15 protein-coding genes and 1 pseudogene are annotated in these 24,344 nt (G+C 52.4%); 8 read left to right on the top strand and 8 right to left on the bottom strand.

Annotated elements, in window-relative coordinates:
• Positions 1–383: 383 nt before the first annotated feature.
• Positions 384–536, bottom strand: a pseudogene (locus MT962_RS05300) (MarR family transcriptional regulator); the annotation flags it as partial.
• 170 nt (positions 537–706) lie between these two features.
• Positions 707–5,116 carry an Ig-like domain-containing protein gene (locus MT962_RS05295; RefSeq protein WP_247364865.1) on the bottom strand — a complete coding sequence of 1,470 codons (4,410 nt, stop codon included), beginning with the start codon at positions 5,114–5,116 and terminating at the stop codon, positions 707–709.
• A gap of 653 nt (positions 5,117–5,769) precedes the next feature.
• Here MT962_RS05295 and MT962_RS05290 point away from each other — a divergent pair.
• Positions 5,770–6,633, top strand: a complete 864-nt coding sequence (locus MT962_RS05290; protein ID WP_247364863.1) for a LysR family transcriptional regulator — start codon at positions 5,770–5,772, stop codon at positions 6,631–6,633.
• 21 nt (positions 6,634–6,654) lie between these two features.
• Here MT962_RS05290 and MT962_RS05285 read toward each other — a convergent pair whose 3' ends face one another.
• Entirely contained in the window at positions 6,655–7,269 is a 615-nt protein-coding gene (locus MT962_RS05285) for a helix-turn-helix domain-containing protein (protein ID WP_247364861.1), read from the bottom strand.
• A gap of 454 nt (positions 7,270–7,723) precedes the next feature.
• On the opposite strand from MT962_RS05285, the gene MT962_RS05280 reads away from it, so the two are divergent.
• The 3 genes from MT962_RS05280 to MT962_RS05270 all read left to right on the top strand — a co-directional run bounded on the left by MT962_RS05280 (position 7,724) and on the right by MT962_RS05270 (position 9,785).
• The gene (locus MT962_RS05280) at positions 7,724–8,707 is read left to right on the top strand and encodes an Ig-like domain-containing protein (RefSeq protein WP_024558332.1); all 984 of its coding nucleotides are present in this window, start codon (positions 7,724–7,726) and stop codon (positions 8,705–8,707) included.
• A 93-nt stretch (positions 8,708–8,800) separates the two neighbouring features.
• Positions 8,801–9,160 carry a putative holin gene (locus MT962_RS05275; protein ID WP_247364858.1) on the top strand — a complete coding sequence of 120 codons (360 nt, stop codon included), beginning with the start codon at positions 8,801–8,803 and terminating at the stop codon, positions 9,158–9,160.
• A 271-nt stretch (positions 9,161–9,431) separates the two neighbouring features.
• Entirely contained in the window at positions 9,432–9,785 is a 354-nt protein-coding gene (locus tag MT962_RS05270) for a D-Ala-D-Ala carboxypeptidase family metallohydrolase (RefSeq protein ID WP_024558335.1), read from the top strand.
• Positions 9,786–9,924: 139 nt separating this feature from the next.
• Here the strand turns inward: MT962_RS05270 and MT962_RS22295 are convergent, their stop codons facing one another.
• Positions 9,925–10,605: a helix-turn-helix domain-containing protein gene (locus tag MT962_RS22295; protein ID WP_024558336.1), complete on the bottom strand. Its 681-nt coding sequence runs from the start codon at positions 10,603–10,605 to the stop codon at positions 9,925–9,927.
• Between the two features lie 141 nt (positions 10,606–10,746).
• Positions 10,747–11,385 (bottom strand): LuxR C-terminal-related transcriptional regulator, encoded by a 639-nt coding sequence (locus tag MT962_RS05260; RefSeq protein ID WP_024560101.1) that lies wholly within the window; start codon positions 11,383–11,385, stop codon positions 10,747–10,749.
• Positions 11,386–11,965: 580 nt separating this feature from the next.
• Between MT962_RS05260 and MT962_RS05255 the strand changes: the two genes are divergently transcribed.
• The 4 genes from MT962_RS05255 (at position 11,966) to MT962_RS05240 (ending at position 18,622) form a co-directional block, all read left to right on the top strand.
• Complete coding sequence (locus MT962_RS05255) at positions 11,966–14,047, top strand: hypothetical protein (protein WP_247364856.1); 2,082 nt, start codon at positions 11,966–11,968, stop codon at positions 14,045–14,047.
• 22 nt (positions 14,048–14,069) lie between these two features.
• The gene (locus MT962_RS05250; RefSeq protein ID WP_247364853.1) at positions 14,070–16,436 is read left to right on the top strand and encodes an Ig-like domain-containing protein; all 2,367 of its coding nucleotides are present in this window, start codon (positions 14,070–14,072) and stop codon (positions 16,434–16,436) included.
• Positions 16,437–16,608: 172 nt separating this feature from the next.
• Positions 16,609–17,565 carry a hypothetical protein gene (locus tag MT962_RS05245; protein ID WP_024560098.1) on the top strand — a complete coding sequence of 319 codons (957 nt, stop codon included), beginning with the start codon at positions 16,609–16,611 and terminating at the stop codon, positions 17,563–17,565.
• A gap of 169 nt (positions 17,566–17,734) precedes the next feature.
• Entirely contained in the window at positions 17,735–18,622 is an 888-nt protein-coding gene (locus MT962_RS05240) for an HvnC protein (protein WP_247364848.1), read from the top strand.
• A gap of 123 nt (positions 18,623–18,745) precedes the next feature.
• Here the strand turns inward: MT962_RS05240 and fdhF are convergent, their stop codons facing one another.
• The 3 genes from fdhF to hypF all read right to left on the bottom strand — a co-directional run bounded on the left by fdhF (position 18,746) and on the right by hypF (position 24,318).
• The gene (fdhF, locus tag MT962_RS05235) at positions 18,746–20,893 is read right to left on the bottom strand and encodes a formate dehydrogenase subunit alpha (protein WP_081708413.1); all 2,148 of its coding nucleotides are present in this window, start codon (positions 20,891–20,893) and stop codon (positions 18,746–18,748) included.
• A 168-nt stretch (positions 20,894–21,061) separates the two neighbouring features.
• Entirely contained in the window at positions 21,062–22,078 is a 1,017-nt protein-coding gene (locus MT962_RS05230; RefSeq protein ID WP_048887356.1) for a HoxN/HupN/NixA family nickel/cobalt transporter, read from the bottom strand.
• A gap of 17 nt (positions 22,079–22,095) precedes the next feature.
• Positions 22,096–24,318 carry a carbamoyltransferase HypF gene (hypF, locus tag MT962_RS05225; protein ID WP_247364841.1) on the bottom strand — a complete coding sequence of 741 codons (2,223 nt, stop codon included), beginning with the start codon at positions 24,316–24,318 and terminating at the stop codon, positions 22,096–22,098.
• Between the last annotated feature and the right edge of the window lie 26 nt (positions 24,319–24,344).

Below are 24,344 nucleotides of genomic sequence, written 5' to 3'. Positions count from 1 at the left end.
AAGCCGTTCCCGCTCATTGCCCGCTGCCCACAGAAAAACAGAATTAATCATTAAACTGTTTCATCCAGAAATAACTCCCCGGTAATTATTTATACCAGTAATAAATATGAGAATATTTTTAATAAAACCCATTGCAGATCGCTAATATCCGCCGCGTCAGGGCGACGACATTATACAAATAGCGTAAGGAGTGAATATGAATGGCAAACTGCGGGCTCAACCCCGCCGCCAGCAACGTGAAAGAAGAACAGGCAAGAGGCTTACTTTATTACAGCAACGCGATAGCCTGCCGTCGTTTCTTTGACAATGGGACGCAGCGGCAGGTGTGCAGAATGATTTCATCAACGATGCCGCCTGCGTTGAGCCGGCTCGTCGGCAAGCTTCCCCAACTGGTGAAGCTGCATCAATACCGTCCAGCTTGACTGCGTCAGGCCGGTATCGGTAATAGCGTTATCGATCGTCGCACGCCACTGGCGCACAATCATCGCCATACGCATGCCCATCGGCCTGCTGGCGAAGCGTTCATCTTCAGTCACGGGTCTTCCCTCCGGTAAGCGGGCAGGCAAAATAATACTTATCAGGGTAAGTATCAAGAAACGAACCTGGAATAAGGCATGGATTGTATAAAGCGGGCGATATAAAAGAAGAGGCGCCTAAAGCGCCTCTTTAATGACGGAATTTACCGACAGGTTAATGCGTTTGTCAGTCAAAATCCTTTATGGCAGGCAATGTCCATTAATTCGCCCTCCGAAGGCGAGCCGTAAACATATCCCGTATACCAGTTGACATACACTCTCTGGCCATTACTGGGGTTTGTTTCTTTTGCCCAGTCCGATTCAATAGGGCTGGAATGGCCCCAGGAATATTGACTAAGCGCTCCCCATTCTCCCCACAACGTTCCCACTGCTCGCGTTGCTTTCCCCTCGATTTGACCGTTGGAGAGCACCGTGTAGCTTGGTACCTCCAGGTTTTCCTCTGCGCAATAACGCTCTGCGTCCGACGGGTTGGTACTGCTATGATTCAGAGCCATGATCCAGTGTTGTAATGTGAAGGTATACGTCAAAGGTTGGCCGCCCCATTTCGGCATCGCGGTAACGGTAACGGTATTGCTGCCGCTTTCCGGCGTTGTCACCATTTGCACGTTGCCGTTGGCATCCGCTCTTACCCATTCATAGTGATCGGTAGACCAGGTGTAATTGGCGTTATTGGCAACATCATCGTTAATGACCAGTTGAAAAATCGCTGATCGAAAGCCGGTCTTAGGGAAGCCGCTTGCTGCATCAAAGGTATGACCGCCGGCGATCACTTTGGTAATCGACTGCGCATAGAATGTCACCGTCTTTTGCAGCCCGCTGTCCTGCGGATTGACGGTCGCACGGGCCGTTACGGTCACCTCTTCACCATACAGATCGGTGAGCGAGACAACCGCGTTCCCCGAGCTATCCGTCATGGCGGTTGTCGCGCTCAGCACTCCCTTGCCGGTATTGCTAAAGGCGACCTCGCTGTTTGCCACTGGCGCGCCGCTGCTATCTGTCACTGTCGCCGTAAAGGTAATGGGGTTGCCATTGGCATCTTGCCCCCAGCGGCTTGGCTGCAGCTTCGTGACGTTGATGGACAGAAAGTTAGCCTGTTTGGTTAACGTGCTGGCGTTATCCAGCGTCGCAGTAATATCAACGTTCCCTCCGACATTGTCCGTCATCGTGACGTGCGCCTGACCATTGGCGTCGGTAATGCCCGACGGGGTCAACACCACGGAGCTTCGGCTCGCGCTCCAGGAGACGTTCTGCCCTGGCAGGATATTGCCCTGCGCATCTTTAACCGTTACCGTCGCCACATTTTGCGCGACCCCATCGGCGCGTACGTTATCCGGAGAGATAACCATGTCGGCGATCGTGGCGGTTGATGTATCGGCAATAAACTGGCTGACCGTCGATTTGTTATTTCCGTTGGGCAGGCTGGCTTTTAGCGTAACTTGCTGGGCGACGGTATCCGTAAAGGTGACGCTGGCTTTACCTTCGCTATCCGTTTTTCCGGATGGCGAGAGTTGCACGGTCGTTTTATCGGCAATCCAGCTCACATCCAATCCGGACACAGGGTTTTTCTGACCATCAACCACCTGCACGGTAGCCTTGTTCGCCGCGACGCCATTGGCCTTGCTGCCATCGACATCCAGCGTCATCGTCTGAATCGTGGCGCTGGACGCATCAGCGACAAAGGTCATCGGTTTACTTTGCGTATCGCCATTAACAGCAGCGCTAAGGGTAACTTGTTCCGCTTTCGTGTCGGCGATCGTAACCGTCGCCGTACCATCGGCTGCCGTCACGCTCTCTGACGCGGAGAGTTTCCCGTTTCCTGTGACAGTCCAGGTAACGGTCAGCCCGGAAAGCGGGTTGCCATTAGCATCCACGACTGTCACCTTGCCGGCATTGGTCGCCGTGCCATTCGCCAGCGCGCCGGAGGTGACGGCCAGCTCGCCAATTTTCGCGCTGCCATTATCGCCAACAAAGGTACTGGACTTCGTCTCGCTGATGGAAGAGCCAAGCTGGACGCGCACGTTAACGGCTTCCGCTTTGGTATCGGTAAACGTTACGCTTAGTTTACCGTCCCGATCGGTGGTGCCGATTTCAGCGGACAGACGCGCTGAGCCGCTAATGCTCCATGTCACGGAAGCATCAGAAACCGGGTTATTGTTATTATCGGTGACAATAACCGTCGCGGAGTTGGTATCGGTACCGTTAGCCAGCGCTCCGCTGGTTACGCTATAGCTTTTAATGTGCTCGCTTGCGGTATCTGCGACAAATGACGACGAAGCGGTCAGGTTTTGTCCGTTAGCAAGCTGCGCTTTGAGCTGGAAGGTTTGGGCGACCGAGCTGGTATAGCTGACCGTAGCCTTTCCGCTATCGTCTGATTTTCCGCCCGCGGCAAAAACGACGCCAGCTTTGTCACTGCTCCAGGTAACTTCCTGACCGGCAAGCGGGTTGCCCTTAGCATCCTTAACATACACTTGCGCGGTATTTGCTTGTGTACCGTCTGCCGGGCTGCCGTCTTTAGTGACGTTTAAATTTTGCAACGTCGCCGTCTGCTGGTCAGCAACAAAATGGCTTTGCGTCGTCAGGTTACTGCCATTATCCAGTTGCGCTTTAACGGTGACGGTTTCGGCAACCGTATCGGTAAAGGTTTCGACCGCTTCACCTTTGTCATCCGTAACTGCATCAGACTTGAAAGAGACAGTGCCTTTATCAGACAGCCAGTTCACATGCATACCGCTTACCGGGTTGCCGTTAGCATCTTTAACGGACACTTTTGCGGCGTTAGTCGCTATGCCGTCTGCAACGCTGTTGTCACGTGTCAGGGTCAGCTCCTGCAGCGCGGCGGAGCTGTTATCGGCAACAAACTGCTCGACCAACTGCTGGTTATCGCCATTCTCAAGCGTTGCGGTCAGCGTTACGCTTTCTGAAACGGTATCCGTGAAGACGACGCGCACCTGCCCTTGCCCGTCTGTTTGCGCCTTCACGTTCCCTTTCGCTTTTCCTCGTTTTTTCGCCTGCGTTGAAAGAAACGCGACGGTCGATTTGTCCGCTGTCAGCGAAACCGACATGCCGCTAACCGGGTTGCCGTTAGCATCCGTTACGGTTACCAGGGCGGTATCTGGCGTCGAGCCATTAGCAGGGCTGCCGTTCGTTACGGCGATGAAGCTGGCTATTTTTGCCCCCGCCGCGTCAGACACAAAGGTGCTTTGCTGCTCGGCGGATAACTCACCGGCATTCACTCTTAGCGTAACCTGCCCGGCTTTGTCAGAAACAAATTCCGCACGTGCCTGACCTTTCTCATTGGTTGTGGTATCAGAAGCCTTCAGGCGCGCCGGCGACGAGAGCGTCCAGCTCACTTTGGCATTGGCGATGGGGCGGTTATTCACATCGGTAACCGTTGCAACTGCGCTGTTAGCCATCGCGCCATTCGCGACGCTGCCGTCTTTATCAGGCGTTAACGTTAAATGACTGACCGTGACAGGAACAAAATGGCTTGCCTGTGTCGCCGATTTGGCGCCGCTGGTCGCCGTAACCTGTACGGTTTCTTCAGCAACGTTAGTCAGGTTTACCGTTGCCACCCCCTGGCTATTCGTGACGGAAGCAAACGCACTCAACGTCGCCGAACCCGTTACGGACCATGCGACAGGCGCATTCGGCACTGGCGCGTCATCACTGTCAGTAGCGACGACTTGCACCGTGTTTTGCGCCAGGCCGTCAGCAGGCGCGTTGTCCGTTATAGCCTGTATGGCAAGCTTATTAACGCCTTCAACATGCTTTTTCTTATACTGAAGAATGATTTCGTTATTGCGTTCAACCAGATCGTACCGGCTTCCCGCCAGGGTGCGCAGCAGACGCACGTTATCCGGGTCAAGCTGCTCACGCCAGCTCTGTCCGGGTTGGTAACGTAGATTAAGCTGAAACTGGGTATCATCCATGGAATCCTGCCCTTTGCGGTAGTTAGTCGCCAGGGAGATCAGGGGCACCGGGGTATAGCTCAGGCCCACCGTCACGGCAGAAGGGTTATTTTGTAGGTGGTCGGTATCGAACAGCGCGACATCCTTGCCATAATATTGTTCATAGACAAGCTTCGCCCCCATCTGAGGCCAGGCGGGCATGTATCCTTCCGCTCTGATGTCAAAGCCATCGGCCGGCTTTTCATAGTATCCGTCTAAATCTCGGGAATCATGCCATTGCGAGGTGCCGATATAGTTGTTAGCGCTAAGCTTCAGGTAGTTGGTCCACGCCTCGGCGCCGAAACCGATGCGGCGGTTTTTACCGGTTAAATCATCATCGAAAAAAACGTTGCCGCCTAACATCCAGTTTTCAATATTGTAAGTGCGAACGCCGCTACCGATATTGCTGGTTACCCGACCATCCGGCGCACGCAGGCCAAATTGAGTAAACCAGACTGATTTCGCATTATCGTAAAGGGGCAAAAGCATATCAAACGAGCTTTGATCCCAGTTGCCATCGTTATCGACATTCAAATCCAGCCGGGCAGTGCCAAACTGATTTAGCCACTTCTCAGCATCAGACGCGGCTTTTCCCACCGCCATCGCTTTAGCCGAGCTTTCGACTCCATCCATGCCTTCAGTGGCCATTAAATTAGCGAATCGACTTACCGGTTCTGAATATTCAACGGGCTCGCTTTCCAGATTATCTTTCGCTGCAACAGAAGACGCAGAAAAGGAAGCAATAATCGGGAACAATGCTTGCAAGCAGATCTGTCCCCAGGCAAAGATTTTGATACTGCGATCTCTTCCTTTAAAAAAAGAATACTCCATCTTTATAACCCTAAGATTTAATTACCCATCAAGTGTTGCTATCAATTCGACTAAGCTTTGAGCTCGGCCTCACTCCGGATAGCGTCAATAAAGCAATCGCTCATTTCAGATGATTCCAATAAAACTTACCCTCTGTAGATAATAAAAATATATCTAAACCTAAAACCATTCCGCTCACAAATATTCCGTTAGCAAAATACAAAATCAGCATGGGTTTATGTACAAACATTTAAATGAGCAATAATATATTTAATCCCGACCATTCCAATATGACTTCGGGCTTTTAGTGCGCGACTAAAAAGCAAATTTTGCACTTTATAACGACTTTTAATCGTTATCGTACTGACTATTGAAAACACAGACAGAAAATGCGTTGTGGTTTTTCAAAAATGGAAATCAGCCTCTTCAGTTGAAATAAAAGGCTTATAAAACAAAGAAATAAGGGAGTGTCAGGTATGGGTTTTTTGTTGACGAAAAAGTTAAAATACTTTATGACAGTGATGGAAAAACGTTGTCTCACCAAAGCCAGTGAAGAGTTGTTTATCACACGTTCGCCTCTTGGCAAGGCAATAAATGAACTTGAGACAATCCTCGGCAATAAATTGTTTATCCGACAGCATGGCCAGCTCGAACCGACGGAGTTTGCTTTAAGCCTACATTCCGAGGCAGAACCGCTTTATAAAAAAATCATTGAGCTTGAGAAACGACTGACAAGTATAAACGCATCTGAAGATATCAATATCATTTTTGACAGTCACTACCCTGGCAACTTGATCGATATCGTTACATGCAGTTTAAAAAACAGTAACATAAAGTGCCGTTTCGACGTGATAGAATTGCAGCAGGCAATGTTTGACAATAGCGAGTTCGACAGAAATACGCTAATCCTGAGCCACCGTAGTTATGAGCCTGAAGAAAATATGGTATCTGAATGTTATCCCAGCAGCGGGCTGGTATTACTTATAAGTAAGGAGATCGAGGAAAACCCGCAGAAAATATCACGCATTCCCATCCTGCTTAGAGAAAACACGGATAGTTATGCCCCGTATATCATAAAAGAAAGACTTGAGCCGCTATTTGGCGCTCCTTTAAAGGTTCGTTTCCATAAAGGTACATTAGTTGATTTTTTGATGATGACGGCAAATGGCGAAGGCTTAATGATCTTGCCGATAAAAGTCTGCGATTTACTTAAGGTAAACAGAAGCAATGCCATCTTTCTAAACGACTGTAGATTCAAGACTTATTATTATCACGCATTATCGAAAAAAACTGGCAATCAGGTTGATAAGGCGATAAAATATATTAAAGATTTGCTGTAACTGCATTTGAGCGCTCATATCTCAAAAGCCAGAAGGAAGCGACTTAATTTTAATAAGCCGCCCACGCTCTATATCTATATAATTTCCTTTTTTCAGTTCGGAAAGTATCATCATGGTTCCGCTTTTAGAAAAGCCGGATCGCCTGGTAATATAATCGCAGACATTCACCTGCCCCTTAAGCTCGGGGTTGTTATTAATTTCGCGCAAATAATGTTTTATTACGCTATACAAATCACATGAAAGCATGATTTGTAATTTAATATTCAGTATCGAAGCAGTATATTGCATTATATAATATAAATCCTCCCATAAATTATTGACTGAGATAAATTTATAAAAATCAGCTCGATTGCAAATCACATACGAAAAGCGGCTATCAGTTGTAAATTCCAGATCGCTATAATTTAATTCCGGCAATAAAAAAACCACATACGCGCCAGACATCTGACCTAAAAGAATCCGATCGCTATGACGTTGCAACCCCCATTCCCCTTCAATAATAATGATGATATTATCTTGCTTAAACAATTCCAGTTGTCCCTGATTGCCATCAAATACCTGCACGCGAGAAATAATACTCGTAGAGCACAATATAGTATTTATAATATTACTGATGTGCTTTAACGGCTTATCCATAACTGCTCCGTACTAAGTAATATTCCTATAAGAGAATTTACTTGCGCAACGAAAAGTAATCAATCCTCAGAATATAGTTATACAAAAAAAGTGATAACAAATGTCAAAAATATTCAAAATATTTCATAATGTTTAAGCCAAACTATCCCCATGTTTTTACCCGCCAGGGAATCCTTCAGGATTTTCTTAAGAAAAAATAGCCGCTCCGACGCTTTCTTTTGGAGCACGTGTCTTTCCATTGGTTTCCAGATAATGCACTGTGACGCAGGATAAAAAGGCCGCAATATCGGGCTAAATGCAAACATTTTGCGGTCATGATTGTGATTATGGCGCCAACAATGACAAAGCATAATTTGACCAGTTTTGCGTCACAATTTAGCCGCTCAATGATATTTAGCCAAAGTATTATTTTCCCCGATACATTGTCGTATCGTAATTAATGAAAGGAAAAAAAATGGCTAATACTATTGTAAGTATCGTTCCGGTACCGGCTATGGTTGCGAATGATGGCTCAGAAAAGTCGACGGTAAGCGCCACAGTTCAGACCGATGGTTCTCCTGCACAGGCTGGCGTGAATGTCATTTGGGATATTACTGGCGGCGACGGCCCGTCCTCTTCCACCACAGACGATACCGGTGTGGCTAAAATTGAGGTAACGGCGAAAGATGGCGTGGCAACAATTACTGTAAAAGCGTCAACTACAGATGATCTGACAGGCAAGACCACCTTAATTACGACTTATGTGCCGCTTAAAGCGCCGGTAGTTTTGAATGCCAGCGATGAAGACGGATGGACGCTTGATCATTATGATATTGAATTCGGCGTGCAGGCTGAAATTCCTTATTATAACAACGTCAAAGTTGACCAGGAGGTCACCTTCTATTGGGGCGATGCGTGGAGCACCTCGCTTTTTGTCACCGAAGACAATTTACCGCCTTATATTCTGGAGATTCCTGCAGCCTTTACGGTTAATGGCGAATATGATGTTTATTATGATGTCCGTGATAATGCAGGCAACCCGCCGGTCTCCTCCAGTCATTTGGCGATTACTGTCGATGATGAAGGCAGCCTGACGCCGGTTCTGGTAATGCCGCAAGTCGCCGAAGCCGATCCGTATATTAATATGTCGGATGTCGCCGATGGCGTTTCTGTTCTGGTGAACTACCCCAGCATGGCGGAAGGCGATGCTATCTCGTTGTACTGGGTAGCTTATGATTCTCAGGGCCGTAAAATTGAGGCTGCTTGCGATACCCAGCAGTATGATGTAATTGCGGACCAAAAATCAGTCACCTTTACCATTGAGCAAACCAAATTCTACCCGAATGGCATGGGGTATGAAGGCTATGCTGAGGTTTATTATACTGTGTTGCCTGCTGGCGCCACTGCCAAACAGCTCTCTGAAACTTGTCGGTGCCTCGTTGACACCGTTCCCGCGTAACTAACCGAGTCCCGGCCTTGCGCCGGGACATTTCCTGAATATCCGGAATATATTCATTATCAGCTTAATGGACTATACGTTTGGACGCTGTCTATGTCTATTTTTCCTCTGACAGAGCTATCACATATCACCAATTCGGTTGCAAATTTTGATGTCGTTTGCAATAAGGCCTCTTTATTCTCAGGAGCACTCTGCGGCGCGTTAATTTATATGTTAAACTTAACAAACATTAGCTTATCGCGGCGTATTTTCTACTTCTTAATTTCATTTCTACTTGCTATTAACTGTGCCGAAGTCGCTTCGCACTTGCTGGTAACGATCATAGCCAAATTTATTAACCCGCCACCACAGATTAACTGCGCATTTTCCGCAGCGTTAATGGGTGCGGTTGTCGTAAGGGTGATTAATGTAGCTTCAGATAATATCATCAAATATTTTCCCGGCAATAAATAAAGGAACGCTTATGATGCCCCATATAATTATCGCTATCTTAGCTCTTAATTTAATGCTGTTACATACTATTATTTCAAGAAGAAAGGTCCCCAAAAGTAAAAAGGCATTACAGCTTTTTTACTGGTGCAGTATCGTTATCCTTTGTATGTCGGTTGTCCGGCTTGCTGATGGCCGCGTCACCTGTAGCGTTTTTAGCACCCTTTTTCTTGTTACTGTCGCGCTTCTTTTATGGCTACGCGCAAGCCAGTAAATAAAAATGGAGAAGTTAATAATGGGCGATTTATCTCTTCATTTTAGCCGGCGCGAGTTCGCCTGCCATTGTGGATGCGGGTTTGACGCTGTCTCACCAGAACTGATAGAGATCCTGGAGCAAGCCAGGCGTTACTTTGCATCACCAATCGTGATCAACAGCGGTTGCCGGTGCGCGCAGCACAATAATGCCGTGGGGGGAACGCCAGGTAGCCAGCATCGGCTTGGCACCGCCGCGGATATTGTTGTTGCTAATACGCCTGCCGCAATCGTAGCCGACTACTTTGAAAAAACGTACCCGAACCAGTACGGTATCGGTAGATATAAAACGTTTACACACATAGACGTTCGCAAAAACAGCGCCCGCTGGTCTTAGCGGCATCCGTCCTGATAACCACCGCACAGTAAAGCGTAGGGTGCTTTCACTCTACGCTTATTCTTTAGTAAAGACATATTCTCTACAACGACCTGTCTAAACCGGCCAGAAAAACCTATCATGCGCGTATGGAGAGAGGCTAGATCCGTTCAGGGAGGTAATAAACCGAGACCAGCATGCCTTTTTTCAGGGCGATATACCCTTTTTCGACAAGTAATGACAGCGTTCTGTAGATCATGCTTCTTGATAAAAAAGTGCTGTCTTTTATATAGCTGATGACACCGATCTCATTTTCATAAAATAATTCTTTATTGCGATAATACTCCAGCAATTTCATCTTTATGGCATGATAAGAGTCCTTTCCTGTCAAATATCGGTCCCGATAGAGCATGTAGCATAGATGGGAAGAAACCGTTTTAGCTACCGACTTCCATAGTTCATGTTTGTTTATTAACCGGGTCGCCCCGGCCTGGGAGATTTTATAACCGTTACCGCGGTTAAGCGTTTTGCAGTAATAGCCTCCAGGCATGTCAAGCAAACGCCCCAGCCCAAAAATAACAGGCGCTGCGGTCATACCAATTAATAAATCGTCACCCGCCCTACGAACTTCAACGCTCTGGTCTGTAAGCAGCCAGATACTTTGCTCTTCTGCCCGTAATATAGTCCCGGCACGTAAACTCACGGTCTGCGCATGGGGCGCTAGCTTTTCAATTATATCGACTTGCTCACTATAATATTTTTTCCAGTCAGGTATTGAATAACTTTCTACCCCATCCCAGTGTCTGGCATAAGGTGAGACAATATCTTCCTTTTCGTTCACGATAATCCCCTTGTGTTACCACGCCACGCTTTCATTCCCTGCCTGCCGCAGGGATCTCCTTCCTGTTATTCCTGTATTAGTCGTTTTTCTTTTCACTTTACATCCTGAATTTTGCATTGCGTTTATTCGCAGGTTTATCGCTCAGTACAAACCATTATATATTTTATATAATCGCGGCATGCTCCGCACCCCTAACTTATGGAGTACATTATATTTATAAACGCTAATTGTTTTAGGGCTTACGCTCAGGCGGCGAGCCAGATAATCGGGCGTATGCCCTTCGCACAGAGAAATAAAGAAATCCATTTCCCGCCGCGTAAGACGCTCAGTCACTTTTTTCTTTTTCGCCTGGAAATCAAAGCGATATTTCTCTTCGCCTAATGCCTGAATATGCTCTTCCATTTGCGAAACCGTCACTGCCGGGTTGATGACCTTACCGGCTATATCAGAAATAATACGTCTGTTTTTACAGACCGCATTACCGATGAGGATCATGCCTACCGCGGGTCTGTACGAAAGAAACCACTCGCGAAACCGCAGCCAGTCAACCAGCTGCTCGCCATTACCATAAAAACCGGTTATCGCTCCTACCACGTTAAGGGTCGTTATGTAATGTTGTAATTTACTTAAGGTATGACAAAACAGCAGTTCACAATCCGCGATAGCCATCCCTTTCGTCAAATGAACAATCCCGTCCAGCCAATATTTGTTAGCTGACATAACAACCACATACCGCTTTTCAACTTTTTTATGCTTAAATGTTGTTAAGTATTGACTCATGCAATTTCCTCTTTGCTAACCGGGCCATTACAGATGTCCATCTGAATATGCAAAACCAAACGGAGTAACGCCAGTTTAATGAGCTATTCTCCTGGAGAAATCTCAGGCTACGTAAATTTTCTCTGCGGGCAACCGTCGCCCTGACGAAAAATGTTAAAAAACGTTTTCCTATAAACATATTACAGCGCCATTCCTGCTAAATAATAACGGCTCTCCAGCTAAAACCGTTAAACATCAATCACTCCGGGTAAATCACAGTCGATACAATTTACCGCTTAAAAGTTATTATTTTGGAACGATTCTGTTGAGAAATATTACCTGGCGTTGCTGTTCTTCATGTTGCAGCCGATTGCCCTATTCATTTTGCCACTTAAACAAGATTAAACATTCACAGCGAATTCCTTTCTGATACCGCCTGTTCTTCTACATTTATTTTCCTGATACGGGTTGGTTCTGCAACCCGCCGCCACCTTTTTCAACAACGCAAAAAATAGCCAGCAATGTTCCTTTTTTGGAAAAACTTACCAGGTGAATGTATTTACGCTCTCCTCTGTTAGTTAATCAAATAATGGATAGCGATATGAATTATACCGTTCTGCCCGGTCCCGATTTACCTCAGATGAGCAACGATGGCTACATCAACAGCACGGAACTGCTAAATGACGGCGGCGTGATTGTTGAGGTCAATGCCTATCCCACAGCTAAACCCGGCGACTATATCAATCTTTACTGGGACGGCCGCTTTAGCGCCTCGCAATATATTGACGATCCAGACCAGTTTAGCTGGCCATGGACCGTCATCATTGCTGCGGGCGAAGCGCCGGACGGCCCTCATCAGGCCTATTACACCGTTACTGATGTCGCGCAAAACCCTTCAGCGTCGCCCATTTCACCAGCGGTGGTAGACAGAAACCATACCGAGGGTTTGCCGCCGCCGCGATTCCCGGATGCCAATGTTAATAATGTCATTACTTATGATTCTGTAATTGCCAATAGCGGAACGCATATTCACGTGCCTTTCACCTCGGGCATTTTTGCTATCGGCAACACGGCTTATGTTTACTGGCGTGAGCTGGATAGCTACGGCAATACGGTGCCGGGAAGTGAGGTTAACTTCACGCATGTAATTGAAAGTAAGGACATGAGCAACGGTTTCGAGGTGCTGGTGCCTGCACCTTATATTACGCTCATTCAAACGTTCGCCACCGCCCAGGCCTGGTATTCTATCGTCCCGCCGGATGACGAAGCACAAAGCTCGCAAAATGCCACCGTCACCGTCGAGATGACCGGCACCGCCTCGTATCCCGCCCCTTATATCCCGGCAGGCAACGACGGCTGGATCGATTGCAGCGAAATCATGGCTGATGGCATTGAGGTAACCGTACCCGGCAACAGCCAGTTTGTCGCAGGCGGCCTCGTTACGGTCTTCTGGCAAGGTTTCGACGCTTCAGGCGCCTCGCTTCCCGACGCTGTCTTCCAGTTATCCCATACGCTAAGTGCGAATGATGTCTTACAAGGCTTTAGCGTCACCGTGCCGACAGAATTTATTTTGCCGATCGGGATTGGTTACGCCGACGCCTGGTATCAGGCTTCCGCCCCTTCGGTCCCCGGCTTTTCAGCGGTTAAAACCGTTGAAGTCGACAGCGAGCATTGCACGCTTTTACCCGCGCCCGTTTTTCCGGATGCGCTGGACGATGGCGTTATTGATAGCGCCGAAGTAGAGGCCGACAGCGGAACGACGATGACGATTAGCTACCCGGATATGCATGCGGGCGACATCGTGACGGCCTTTTGGTTTGGCTATAACTCTTCCCCTGCGTCCCCCCTTCCCGACACCAGCTGGACGCAAACCCGCACCCTCACCTCACAGGAAGCGCAGGCGCAGCAGGCGCTCTTCCATATAGCCACAGCGTTCATTACCCCGATCGGTAATGGTTATGCCCAAGGGAGATATCAAGTGATGTTTGAAAATGGCGGAATCGCCTCTTCGGCCAGCCAGACGGCGGCAGTCAATGTCCATGAAGCTCAGCAGCTCCAGATGAGTTGTTCCACCGGCGCCCCATGGTTCGACCCAACCGTATACGTCAGGCCGATGAATCAGGTTACGCTTTCAGGCCCTCCGGGCGCCGACGTCATCCTTTCACTGCCGGATTCGTCAGACGCTTTCTTTTACCCGGACGGCACCAATGTGACCACGCTGCGGCTTGATGAAACCGGACGTGGCGCCATACAGGTTTATTGCTTTTCCACGGGCGGCATTACGGTCTACGCCTGGATGTTAACCAACCCAGCCGTCAACGCCACCGCCAATATGGCCTTCACCGAGTGGCTAAATGGCAATGGCGAACTGAAGCAGTATGGTTTTTCAACCGGCGCGATAGCCGACGGGAAGTCCCTGTGCAGCGTTTACCTGAAGACCGACCCCAGCTCTCAGGCGCAACAGGCGAGACTGGTTCTGCAAGATCCAACCTCCGCACGCATCATCACCTCCGGCACCCAGCAAGCATGGGTAGACATCAGCCTTTATCACGCCGGCAGTTTTGATGTCATCGACAGCGCGCCCGAGGTAGTGAACTTCACCCTCTCCCTGCCTGATTATTCCAGCGCGTATGCGGTGGGTTCGTTAACGTTCAGCCTTTTTAGCGCATTACAACACCTCTAATCGGTCATACAGGAGACCAACTATGAACTCTCACCTTTCTTCTCAGCAGGCGGCCGGCAGCCTTATCTTTTATACCCAGCCTAATTTTGGCGGACAGAACGCCATTGATGTCTTACATGGCGAAACCGGTGATATTGCTAATCGTTCGGGGGAATGGCTCTACCGCTCTGTTGCTATGGCGAATATGCACGCCTTCGCCTTTAGTGACGTTAACCCGGCAGACAGCAGCATCAATTACCTTAATCATATCGAGACCATGCTCAGCGCTAACTGCGCAGATTTACAAACGTTATGGCCGAGCGCTCAGGTTCCGCTGCATTATCTCGGCGTTGATCCTTCGCTGGTCGTTCCCGTCTGGTTACATATTGACGCCAGCCAGGATGTCCCTAACGCCATAGCAGCGCAGTTTGTCGTAGGCGTAAGCACCACGCAGATAAGCGCGCTCACGCTCCCTGGCAGAGACGGCATGCTCGGCTTGCCAGGCCGCACCGACGGCAGCGCTGTTTCCGCCTACTGCCCTTTTGGTGATTATGATCCTTCTACCGGTAAAGTAGCCTGGTCGGGTAATGGCAATATTGTGCTGGAATACCGCGGCGGCCAGATAACTATACTGACTTATTCCGGCTTCCCTGATGGCTGGAGCTTTAGCGAACCCAAACAAAATGCTGACGGCAGTTGGGTTGTGGAACTTAACGCAACCGTAGTGCCGGATTCGCTTATCATCAGCTCGCTCTATACCGACAAAAACAGCATCAAGAATGACGGTATCGATGCCGCGACGTTTACCGCTACGGTTATCGATACCCTCACCCAACTCCCCGCCAGCGGCCAGACCGTCCACTGGCATACCACGCTTGGGTCGTTAAGCTCCTCCTCCACTGTCACCAATGCGCAAGGGCAATGCACAAACCAATTGACCTCGGTAACTACCGGCACGGCAACGATTACCGCCAGTCTTGATAATGGCGATAGCCGCGCTGTTAATGTTGATATCAGTGCAGGCGAACCGCTTTTGCTCATCCGCGGCGCAAGAACCAGCCTGCGCGCTTCCGGTCAACGTCAGACCGGCAGACTGGTTGCGCTGGATGCGCTTACTTTGCTTCCTGTATCGGCCACATGGCGTTACCGCAACGCGTCCACCTCAACAGCCGCAAGCGCCTTTCTTGATGTTGCGCCTGAACAATATCTGGATGTCAGCCTGCCGTCGGGTGAAACCGTTACCCTTAATCCTTCCAATATTATTGGCAATGGCGAATGGACTGACGACAGTACTTCCGCAGGCGCTTTTGCTGCTCGTCTTAATAACGGCAGCTGCGCCGGATGGGGCGTTGCGGGCTGGGGTGGTTATTCGCCGTCGACGCAGGTCAATTATGGCGTCGCCTGCCCGGCGGCTACCTTTTATGCTTTCACCGCCCTGCGATCCGACGGCTCGATATTCTCCTGGGGTGACGGCAATGAAGGTGGCATGCTGCCGGCAAACATTGCGGTATTAAATAGCGTACTGGAAATAAAAGGCTCCCGCGGGACCTTTGCTCTGCGCTCCAGCGTGCCGCCCTATATCCAGAGCTGGGGCTGGGGTGTAGACACCCCTTCAGTCATCAATCTGACCGTGCCGCCTTATATTGCCAGTATGTACGACATTAAATCGCTGTTTGCGAACGACAATGCTTTTGTCGTCATTAACAACAACGGGCAGGCTTTCGCCTGGGGTGATGCAGACGCAGGCGGCGCTATCAGCCAGCATGCTGGCGCATTACGGGGGATTTCTGATTGCTGCGCCTCCCGACGCGCCTTTGGCGTTATCGCCCAGGGCACCATCGCTGCCTGGGGCGATGAAGATTATGGCGGAAACGGCGCCGAGGTCGCTTATGTCAGCAATGCCTTGCGCCTGGTCGCGACAGAGAGCGCGTTTACCGCTTTGCTGACCAGTGGCGCGATTGTCTGCTGGGGCAATCCTGAATATGGCAATAACCTGCCAGACGCGTATCGTTACCGTACCGATATTCTTGACGTAAAAAGCACTTATGGCGCTTTTGCCGCGCTTTGCGCCGACGGAACGGTGATTAGCTGGGGGAACCCGCTATATGGCGCCAACAGCGCATCAGTCGCCGGCCAGTTAAGGGATATCGTTGCGCTTAGCGCTACTTCTGGCAGTTTTGCCGCGCTGACCCGTTCTGGTCATGTCGTCACCTGGGGTGATTCCAGTACGGGCGGTAACTCGACTGCGGTTGCGGGTCAATTAACCGACGTTTGCGCTATCTATTCCAATACGCATGCTTTTGCCGCCCTGAAGGCGGATAACAGCGTGGTGGTATGGGGCGACCCTGCATCAGGCGTGAATGATTTCCCATCGACGATTAACGGTAATATCTCTTATCGGGCTGAATAACTTTAAGGTGAGGGAACGCTTTCCCTCACCTTATTTTCACTTGCAAAGATAATACTCATTTTATTTTTAATTAAATCGAGGAGGCGCTAACCCGGAATAAACTTTAACTCTGATCATTATAATAAACTTTTGACCTTATTTAATAACAATCACGATTTACCAAGGACAGCTTATGAAAAAGTCTACCTTCACACTGTATCTCTCGCTTATTTTAGCCGCCACCGGTGCACAAGCGCAGACGTTAAAAGAAGCCAAAGCAGAATATTTAAAAACGCACCCTGCCCGCCTGGCCAGACCCAGCGGCCAACAAACGGCGGAATATCTTAATACTGACTATGCCGATACCGAGAAGGATTGCGGCTCAAGCAGTACGCCTGCGTTTTTATGTTCTGGCAACTTAATTCGCGGTACCGATGTCTTTTCCACGCAATTCCATGCCTGGGACCCCAGCCCCTCATCGCAATCCAGCGGCGGGGTTTCCTTTTCTTATTTACGGGCTGATTCTAAATTCAGTTCTGTTGCTTACGATTATAATAATGGCTTTATTTTTTATCCCTATTTCTGGGCGCCCGACAACGAAGGCATTGACACTAACATTGATATTATGTGCGCCTTCCCCGTAGATGGATGGACTGTCTACCGCAGTGACGCGGGCTGCGGCGCGTCCAGCGACTACCCGCAAGAAAGCGTGCCGTGTCAGGAGCAGGGTATCTACACCGCAGACCAGTGGTATGCCCATTTTGAAAAAGGTGGGGAAAATCATCTTTATATGTGTGGTTTTACCACCAGCGACTATAGCAGCGAGGACACTGCCGCAGGCTTTTATCAAAGCATTTTGAGCAGGGCTAAAATCGAGAGTAAATATTTCTCGGAGCAAAATGAGCTGCGGCTGGCTACATGGGCGCAAGGTAAACAAGATTCTCTGCCCATCGAAGCGTTCTTTTATATTGTGGAAAGCAGTTCCGGTCTGGATAGCGCGCGTAAAAATCAGCAGGATTTTTATAACACCACCACCAACCACATCTGGGTGCCGGTTATTAAATTAACACTGCCGCAGTCGCCGGGGGGAAATGCCGTGTTCAGCTATTCCGCTGCCGATCAGCTTATTCCGGAGCCGACAAGCCATTAATAAAACAACACGTTTATTTTCTTTTCGCTAAATAAACCAATACATCATTAACCTTGAAAGAAAGGCGGGAGCGCTTTGCCGATAATGCTGACAATACGCTCTCGTTTAAAATAATTAGCGTGGCTTTTTCAGGCCACAACTTCACACAGCATTTTATTAAAGGTGATTTATGCTACTTAAAATAACCGTAATTATTTTACTTGCTGCGCTGGCTCCATTTAATTTTAGCGAGGCGGCGCAAACCAATGGTCCAGACATTGCGAAAGCTATAACCGACAGTTACAACGCCACCCCTGCTGATTGCGGCTCTTCGGCCCAGCCTGCTTATTTATGTTCCGGCGTCTTTATTCGCGGCACCGATGTTTATTCGGATCAATACCATACATGGGACCCGAGTCCTGCCTCTCAGGAAAGCGGCGGGGTTTCATTTTCGTGGCTAAGAAAAGATGCGAAATTTAATAAACTCGCTTACTCCTATAATAATGGCTTTATTTTTTATCCTTTCATGAACGCGCCGGCGGGTAAGACAACCTCTATCGACGTGCTTTGCATCTGGCCGATCGATGCGGCTTCAGAATACCGAAGCGACAGCGGTTGCGGGCCCAGCTCTCAGTATCCGACGCAAAGCGGTCCCTGCCAGCAGCAAAATATCTATACTGCCGAACAATGGTACGACCATTATCTGGAAGGCGGCAGAAGCCATCTTTATCAGTGCGGGTTTGAAACACGCAGCAACAGCGTTTATGACCGTGCCGATGGATACTACCAGGCAATACGTAGCATGGCGTTGATCAGCGATGAATCATTCAATGAGCAAAATGAATTGCGCCTGGCGACCTGGGCACAGGGAATGCAACGCACCCTGCCGATCGAGGCTTTTTTCTACATTAGCGGCACTTCCGGGCTGAGCAGCGCGCAGAATAACCAACGGGATCTGTTGCAAAGCACGGATAACGCGGTCTGGGTGCCCGTCATCGAACTGAAGCTGCCTGCATCGCCAGCAGAAGAGGCCCAGTTTATTTTTAATGATGATGATCAGGCTATACATGTGCACTAAGCACCAACGTGTTTAGCTTGCGATTAATCGCCATCCCCTGTGCCTAAATCAGGCCGGATAATCCACTCAATCCGTCCATTATCTGGCGAAAGGGGATGGCGCGCGCTTTTCACGCTATCGCAATTAACCCAGCGCGGTCTCCCGCAAACGGGTTTTTAGCTTGTTGTACTCTTCAATCACATACTGCTCGGCGCTTCGCTGGTCGGCGATGGCTTCCACCCGAACGGCGCAGTACTTGTACTCCGGCGTTTTGGTAATGGGGCTCAGGTTCTCCGCCACCAGCTCGTTGCAGGCGCCTATCCACCACTGGTAGGTCATATAAACGGCCCCTTTGTTGGGCCGGTCGCTGACCTGCGCGCGGGTGATAACTTTGCCTTTGCGCGAAACCACCCATACCAGCGCTTCGTCCTCAATGCCCAACTGCTTCGCGTCAGCGGTGTTGATCTGCGCGTAGCCAGGTTCGTCGGCGAGCGCTGCCAGCGCTGCGCAGTTGCCGGTCATCGAACGACACGAGTAGTGCCCCACTTCGCGCACCGTTGAAAGCACTAATGGGTACTCCTCCGTCACCCTGTCAAGCGGCGGCGCCCAGTCGCAGGTGAAGAACTGCCCAAGGCCGTTCGGCGTCGAGAAGGCCTTTTCAAACAGATAATCGGTGCCCTGATCGGCGTCCGACTCATCGCGACACGGCCACTGAATGTAGCCAAGCTCACCCATTTTCTCGTAGGTGGCGCCGTAGAAGTCCGGACAAAGATGACGCAGCTCGTCCCAGATCTCCTGCGTGTTGTTGTAGTGCATCGGGTAGCCCATGCGGGTGGCGATGTCGCTGATTATCTGCCAGTCCGTTTTCAGGTCCCACTTCGGCTCCACCGCCTTAAAGAAGCGCTGGAAGCCGCGGTCCGCCGCCGTATAAACCCCCTCATGCTCGCCCCAGGAGGTGGAAGGCAGGATGACGTCCGCCGCCGAGGCGGTTTTGGTCATAAAGATATCCTGCACGATAACCAGTTCCAGATCCGCGAACGCCTGACGCACCGCCGACAGTTCAGCATCCGTTTGCAGCGGATCTTCGCCCATAATGTACGCCGCGCGCACCTCGCCATGCGCCACCCGGTGCGGCAGCTCGCTGATGCGATAGCCGGTGTGCTCGGGAAGCGACGCCACGCCCCAGGCCTTCGCGAACTTCTCGCGATGCTCAGGGAATTTCACGTACTGATAGCCTGGATAGGTATCGGGCAACGCGCCCATGTCGCACGCGCCCTGCACGTTGTTTTGCCCGCGCACCGGGTTGACGCCCGCGCTCGGTTTGCCCAGGTTGCCGGTGAGCAGCGCAAGGCTTGTGAGCGAACGTACCGTCTCAACGCCCTGATAAAACTGGGTGACGCCCATTCCCCAGAGGATCGCCGCACTTTTCGCCTGCGCGTACATGCGCGCCGCCTGGCGAATATCCGCCGCGCTAACGCCGGTGATGCTTTCCACCGATTCCGGCGTATAGCCCTCAACGATTTTGCAGTACTCCTCAAACCCTTCGGTGCGCGAGGCCACGAAGGCGCGATCGTAAAGTTCCTCTTGCACAATCACGTGGCCCATGGCGTTGAGCAGCGCGATGTTGGAGCCGTTTTTCAGCGCCAGATGCATATCCGCAATACGCGCGGTCTCTATTTTACGCGGATCGCAGACGATAATTTTCGCCCCCTTTTTCTTCGCCTTGATAACACGATTGGCGACGATAGGATGCGAATCCGCCGGGTTGTAGCCAAAGACAAACACTAAATCGGTATTTTCAATGCCAACGATGGAGTTGCTCATGGCGCCGTTACCGACCGACTGGTGCAGACCTGCAACCGAGGGGCCGTGTCAGACGCGCGCGCAGCAATCGACGTTATTCGTGCCGATAACCGCGCGGGCAAATTTTTGCATCACATAGTTGGTTTCATTGCCGGTGCCGCGCGACGACCCGGTGGTCATAATCGCATCCGGGCCATACTTCGCTTTAATGGCGGAAAGCTTTTCCGCCACATAATTCAGCGCCTCCTCCCAGGAGACCGCCTCCAGCTTGCCGCCGCGCTGACGGCGTATCATCGGCGTTTTCAGGCGCGGGGTGAGGATCTGGGTATCGTTAATAAAATCCCAGCCGTAATAGCCCTTCAGGCATAAATCACCCTGATTGGTTTTCCCCATCGCCGCTTCCGCCTTAACGACCTTGCCGTTATCGACCACCAGGTTGATTTTGCAACCCGACGCGCAATAGGGGCAAACCGTGACGACTTTTTTCATCCGTAGTGCTCCAGTTAGCTCAATAATCCGCAGACCGGGTTCGGCCTGCTTATCTGAATGTCTTAATGCAGAAACCGTGCCAGCCGCCCACAGGCGCGAAGGCCGCGAAAATCGGGCCGCGACCGCTGTCGCGCCGCCGCCCTTCGTCAAAAATGACGTGTCGAACGCTTAACTCACCGCCAGCGCGTCATAGCCCTTCAGGCGATAGTTAATAAAGGAGACCAGCCAGCAGAGGAGAAACAGACCGACCACGACAAACCCGGCGTCGCCGAGGTTGTCGTTCACCCGCGCCACCCAGGCCCAGAGGCCGCCGGACAGGCCGAATTTATCCATCAGCAACCCCAGCGCCTCCAGCCCGCCGATAAACAGCGCCGCCACCACCGAGCTGCCGGTTATGGTCATGTTGTAATAGAGCTTGCGCTGCGGCTTGTTGAAGGCCCAGCCATACGCGCCCACCATGACGAAATTATCGAGGGTATCGATAAGCGCCATACCGCTGGTGAAAAGCGCCGGGAAAACCAGAATCGACCACATCGACATGCCATGGCTGGCGCTGGCGGCCGAGATGCCGAGCACGCCGATTTCCGTTGCGGTATCGAACCCCAGCCCGAAGAGAAAGCCCACCAGATACATATGCCAGCTTTTGCCCACCAGCCCGAAGGCGGAGCGGAAAAGCCAGCTCATCGCGCCGCCGCTCGCCGCTTCATCGCCTGCCAGCGCTTCACCGCGTTTAAGCTTGCGAAAGCTTTGCCAGACGCCGCGCAAAATCACGAGGTTCACCAGCGCCATCGCCAGCAGAAACGCGGCGGAAACGGCAGTGCCAATGACGCCGCCCACATCGTGAAACCAGGTCAGATCGTCTTTAATGGCGGCGGCCGTGGCGGCGATGGCGATGGAGGCCAGCACCACAATGCTCGAATGGCCGAGCGAGAACCAGGCGCCGACGCCAAACGGCCGCTGGCCGCGCTGCATCATCTTGCGGGTGACGTTATCAATCGCCGCGATATGGTCAGCGTCCACGGCGTGACGCAACCCGTAGCCCCAGGCGAGCAGGCTTGCCGCCATCAGCGTCGGGCTGTTGTGAAATGCGAAAAGCGCCCAGCCCCAGGCGGCCAGGTTGGCGAAAATCAGGGCGCTGAACAGCGCCAGCGCGCGCGGATTGTTGCTTAGCAGAGTTCTGTACATCGAAGCTATCCTGTGGGTTAAGAAAACGTGGCGGCGGCGATCGCCGCCTGACCGAACGCTATCGCGCCGTCGCCTGCGGGCAGCGCTCGCGGCAGCAGCAGTGTGAAATCGCGCAGATAAAAGGTGAGCCGCTCGCGCAGCAGCCGGTTGTGCAGCACCCCGCCGCCGCAGGCGATAACGCTCAGGCCCTGCGCCCGCGCGTGGTGGCGGGCAAGCGTCGCCAGCCCCTGCGCCAGCGCGTCGTGAAAGGCCCAGGCGCGCGCGCAAGCGGGCGCATCGAAGCGCAGCCACTGCGCCCAGAAGGCGGCCATGTCCAGCTCGCCCTCCACCAATGGCAACGTCACCGGATGCGCTACCGCCCCGCCCCGCGTCGCCAGCGCTTCAAGCAGGCAGGCGGCTTCGCCTTCGTAGCTTTGCGTCTCCCCCACGCAGCCCAGCGCGGCGGCGACCGCATCGAACAGCCGCCCGCAGGAAGAGGCACGCGGCGAATTCACCTCTCGCGCTACCGCGCGCGCCAGCGGCCGCCAGGGTTTCGCCAGCAGCGCGGCGGCCTCCGGCAGCGTCTGCCAGCCGGGCACGAACGCGAGAAACTGCGCCAGCAGGTTGCGCCAGGGCTGGCGGGCCGCAAGGTCGCCGCCGGGCAGCGCCACGGCGGGCAGGCCGCCCAGCCGCTCGCACTGGCGGTAATCCACCCGCAGACACTCCCCGCCCCATAACTGCCCGTTCGCGCCCATGCCGATGCCATCCAGCGCAAGGCCAATAACCGGCCCGCCCTCCAGAGGCCAGCGGTGCTCCGCCAGGCAGGCGGCGAGATGGGCGTGGTGATGCAGCACCCGCTGCACGGGCAGCCCCATAGTTTGCGCCAGTTGCGTGGTGCGATAGCCCGGGTGCGCGTCGGTGACGACCCGCTGCGGGTGAAAGTCATACATGTCGCTCAGGGTGTCGAGCGCCTGACGCCACTGCGCCTCTACCCCTTCTTCACTCAGGTCGCCCAGGTGCTGGCTCAGCACCGCCTCGCCGCCGCGCGCCAGGCAAAAGGTGTTTTTCAGATCGGCCCCCAGGCAAAGCATGGGCGGCGCCTCACGAAAGCCCGGCGGCAGCGCGATGGCGTCCGGCACGAAGCCCCTGGCGCGGCGCAGCACTTCGCCATCGGCGCGCATGACCGCGTCATCCATCCGTTGCAGAATGTCGCGGTTATGCAGCAAAAAACCGTCCGCTATCGTCGCCAGCTCGTCCAGCGCCTGTTCATTGGTCAACGCAGGCGGACGGCCGTTGAGGTTGCCGGAGGTCATCACCAGCGGGCGCGCCAGCGCCTGCATTAACAGATGCTGGAGCGGGTTTGAAGGCAGCATCACCCCCACCTCGTTCAACCCCGGGGCGATGGCGCTGCTTAACGCGGGCAACACCTGTTTCTCCACCAGCACGATGGGCGCCGCAGGGGTGGAAAGGCGAGCCTGGATAGCGGGCGTCAGCCCGGCGGCGTCTGGCAGCATGACCGCCAGCGGTTTCGCCGGCCTGCGCTTGCGCGCCCGCAGCCGCGCCACCGCCGCCGGGTTTTGCGCATCGCAGGCCAGGTGAAAGCCGCCTGTTCCTTTCACCGCGACGATAAGCCCGGCCTGCAGCGCCGCGACGGCCGCCTGCAGCGCCGCCTCTTTCTGCGCCCTTTCCGCGCCCGCCCGCCAGAAAAGCTGCGGACCACAATGCGGGCAGGCTACCGGCTGGGCGTGAAAGCGCCGGTCAGACGGGTCGGCATACTCGCGGGCGCACGCCGCGCAAAGCGGAAAATCCGCCATCGCGGTAAGCGGGCGGTCGTAGGGCATGGCGCGGATGATGGTAAGGCGCGGACCGCAGTGGGTGCAGTTAATAAACGGATAGCGGTAGCGGCGGTTGGCCGGGTCATTCAGCTCGCGCAGGCAGTCGGGACAGGTTGCGGCATCCGGGACGATGTGCGTCTGCATCGCGCCGCCCGCGCTTTCACGGATGGTGAAGCCCTGCGGCGGCTGCGGCCACTGGAACGCCTGCGCCTGCACGCTGTCAATGCGCGCCAGCGGCGGGCAGTGGGCGTAAAGCGCGGCGATAAACGCCCCCTCTTTATCCGCCAGACGCACCTCGACGCCAGCGGCGTCGTTGCAGACGTCGCCTGTCAGGTTAAGCTTGTGGGCCAGTTGCCAGACAAAGGGACGAAATCCCACCCCCTGCACCCTGCCCTGAATACGTAAAACCGTGCCGTTGCTGTTCATCTTGTCGTCAAAAAAAGGCGCGGACC

It is taken from the genome of Franconibacter sp. IITDAS19 (assembly GCF_023079515.1).
GTDB lineage: Bacteria > Pseudomonadota > Gammaproteobacteria > Enterobacterales > Enterobacteriaceae > Franconibacter > Franconibacter pulveris.
Note: the sequence above shows the minus strand (reverse complement) of the source record. Positions and strands in the feature narration are given on the sequence as shown.

Bases quoted from the DNA above. Each gene is read 5' to 3' on its own strand.
- MT962_RS05295 (WP_247364865.1), bottom strand. From the start codon at position 5,116: ATGGATGGAGTCGAAAGCTCGGCTAAAGCGATGGCGGTGGGAAAAGCC.
- MT962_RS05290 (WP_247364863.1), top strand. From the start codon at position 5,770: ATGGGTTTTTTGTTGACGAAAAAGTTAAAATACTTTATGACAGTGATG.
- MT962_RS05285 (WP_247364861.1), bottom strand. From the start codon at position 7,269: ATGGATAAGCCGTTAAAGCACATCAGTAATATTATAAATACTATATTG.
- MT962_RS05280 (WP_024558332.1), top strand. From the start codon at position 7,724: ATGGCTAATACTATTGTAAGTATCGTTCCGGTACCGGCTATGGTTGCG.
- MT962_RS05275 (WP_247364858.1), top strand. From the start codon at position 8,801: ATGTCTATTTTTCCTCTGACAGAGCTATCACATATCACCAATTCGGTT.
- MT962_RS05270 (WP_024558335.1), top strand. From the start codon at position 9,432: ATGGGCGATTTATCTCTTCATTTTAGCCGGCGCGAGTTCGCCTGCCAT.
- MT962_RS05260 (WP_024560101.1), bottom strand. From the start codon at position 11,385: ATGAGTCAATACTTAACAACATTTAAGCATAAAAAAGTTGAAAAGCGG.
- MT962_RS05255 (WP_247364856.1), top strand. From the start codon at position 11,966: ATGAATTATACCGTTCTGCCCGGTCCCGATTTACCTCAGATGAGCAAC.
- MT962_RS05250 (WP_247364853.1), top strand. From the start codon at position 14,070: ATGAACTCTCACCTTTCTTCTCAGCAGGCGGCCGGCAGCCTTATCTTT.
- MT962_RS05245 (WP_024560098.1), top strand. From the start codon at position 16,609: ATGAAAAAGTCTACCTTCACACTGTATCTCTCGCTTATTTTAGCCGCC.
- MT962_RS05240 (WP_247364848.1), top strand. From the start codon at position 17,735: ATGCTACTTAAAATAACCGTAATTATTTTACTTGCTGCGCTGGCTCCA.
- MT962_RS05230 (WP_048887356.1), bottom strand. From the start codon at position 22,078: ATGTACAGAACTCTGCTAAGCAACAATCCGCGCGCGCTGGCGCTGTTC.
- hypF (WP_247364841.1), bottom strand. From the start codon at position 24,318: ATGAACAGCAACGGCACGGTTTTACGTATTCAGGGCAGGGTGCAGGGG.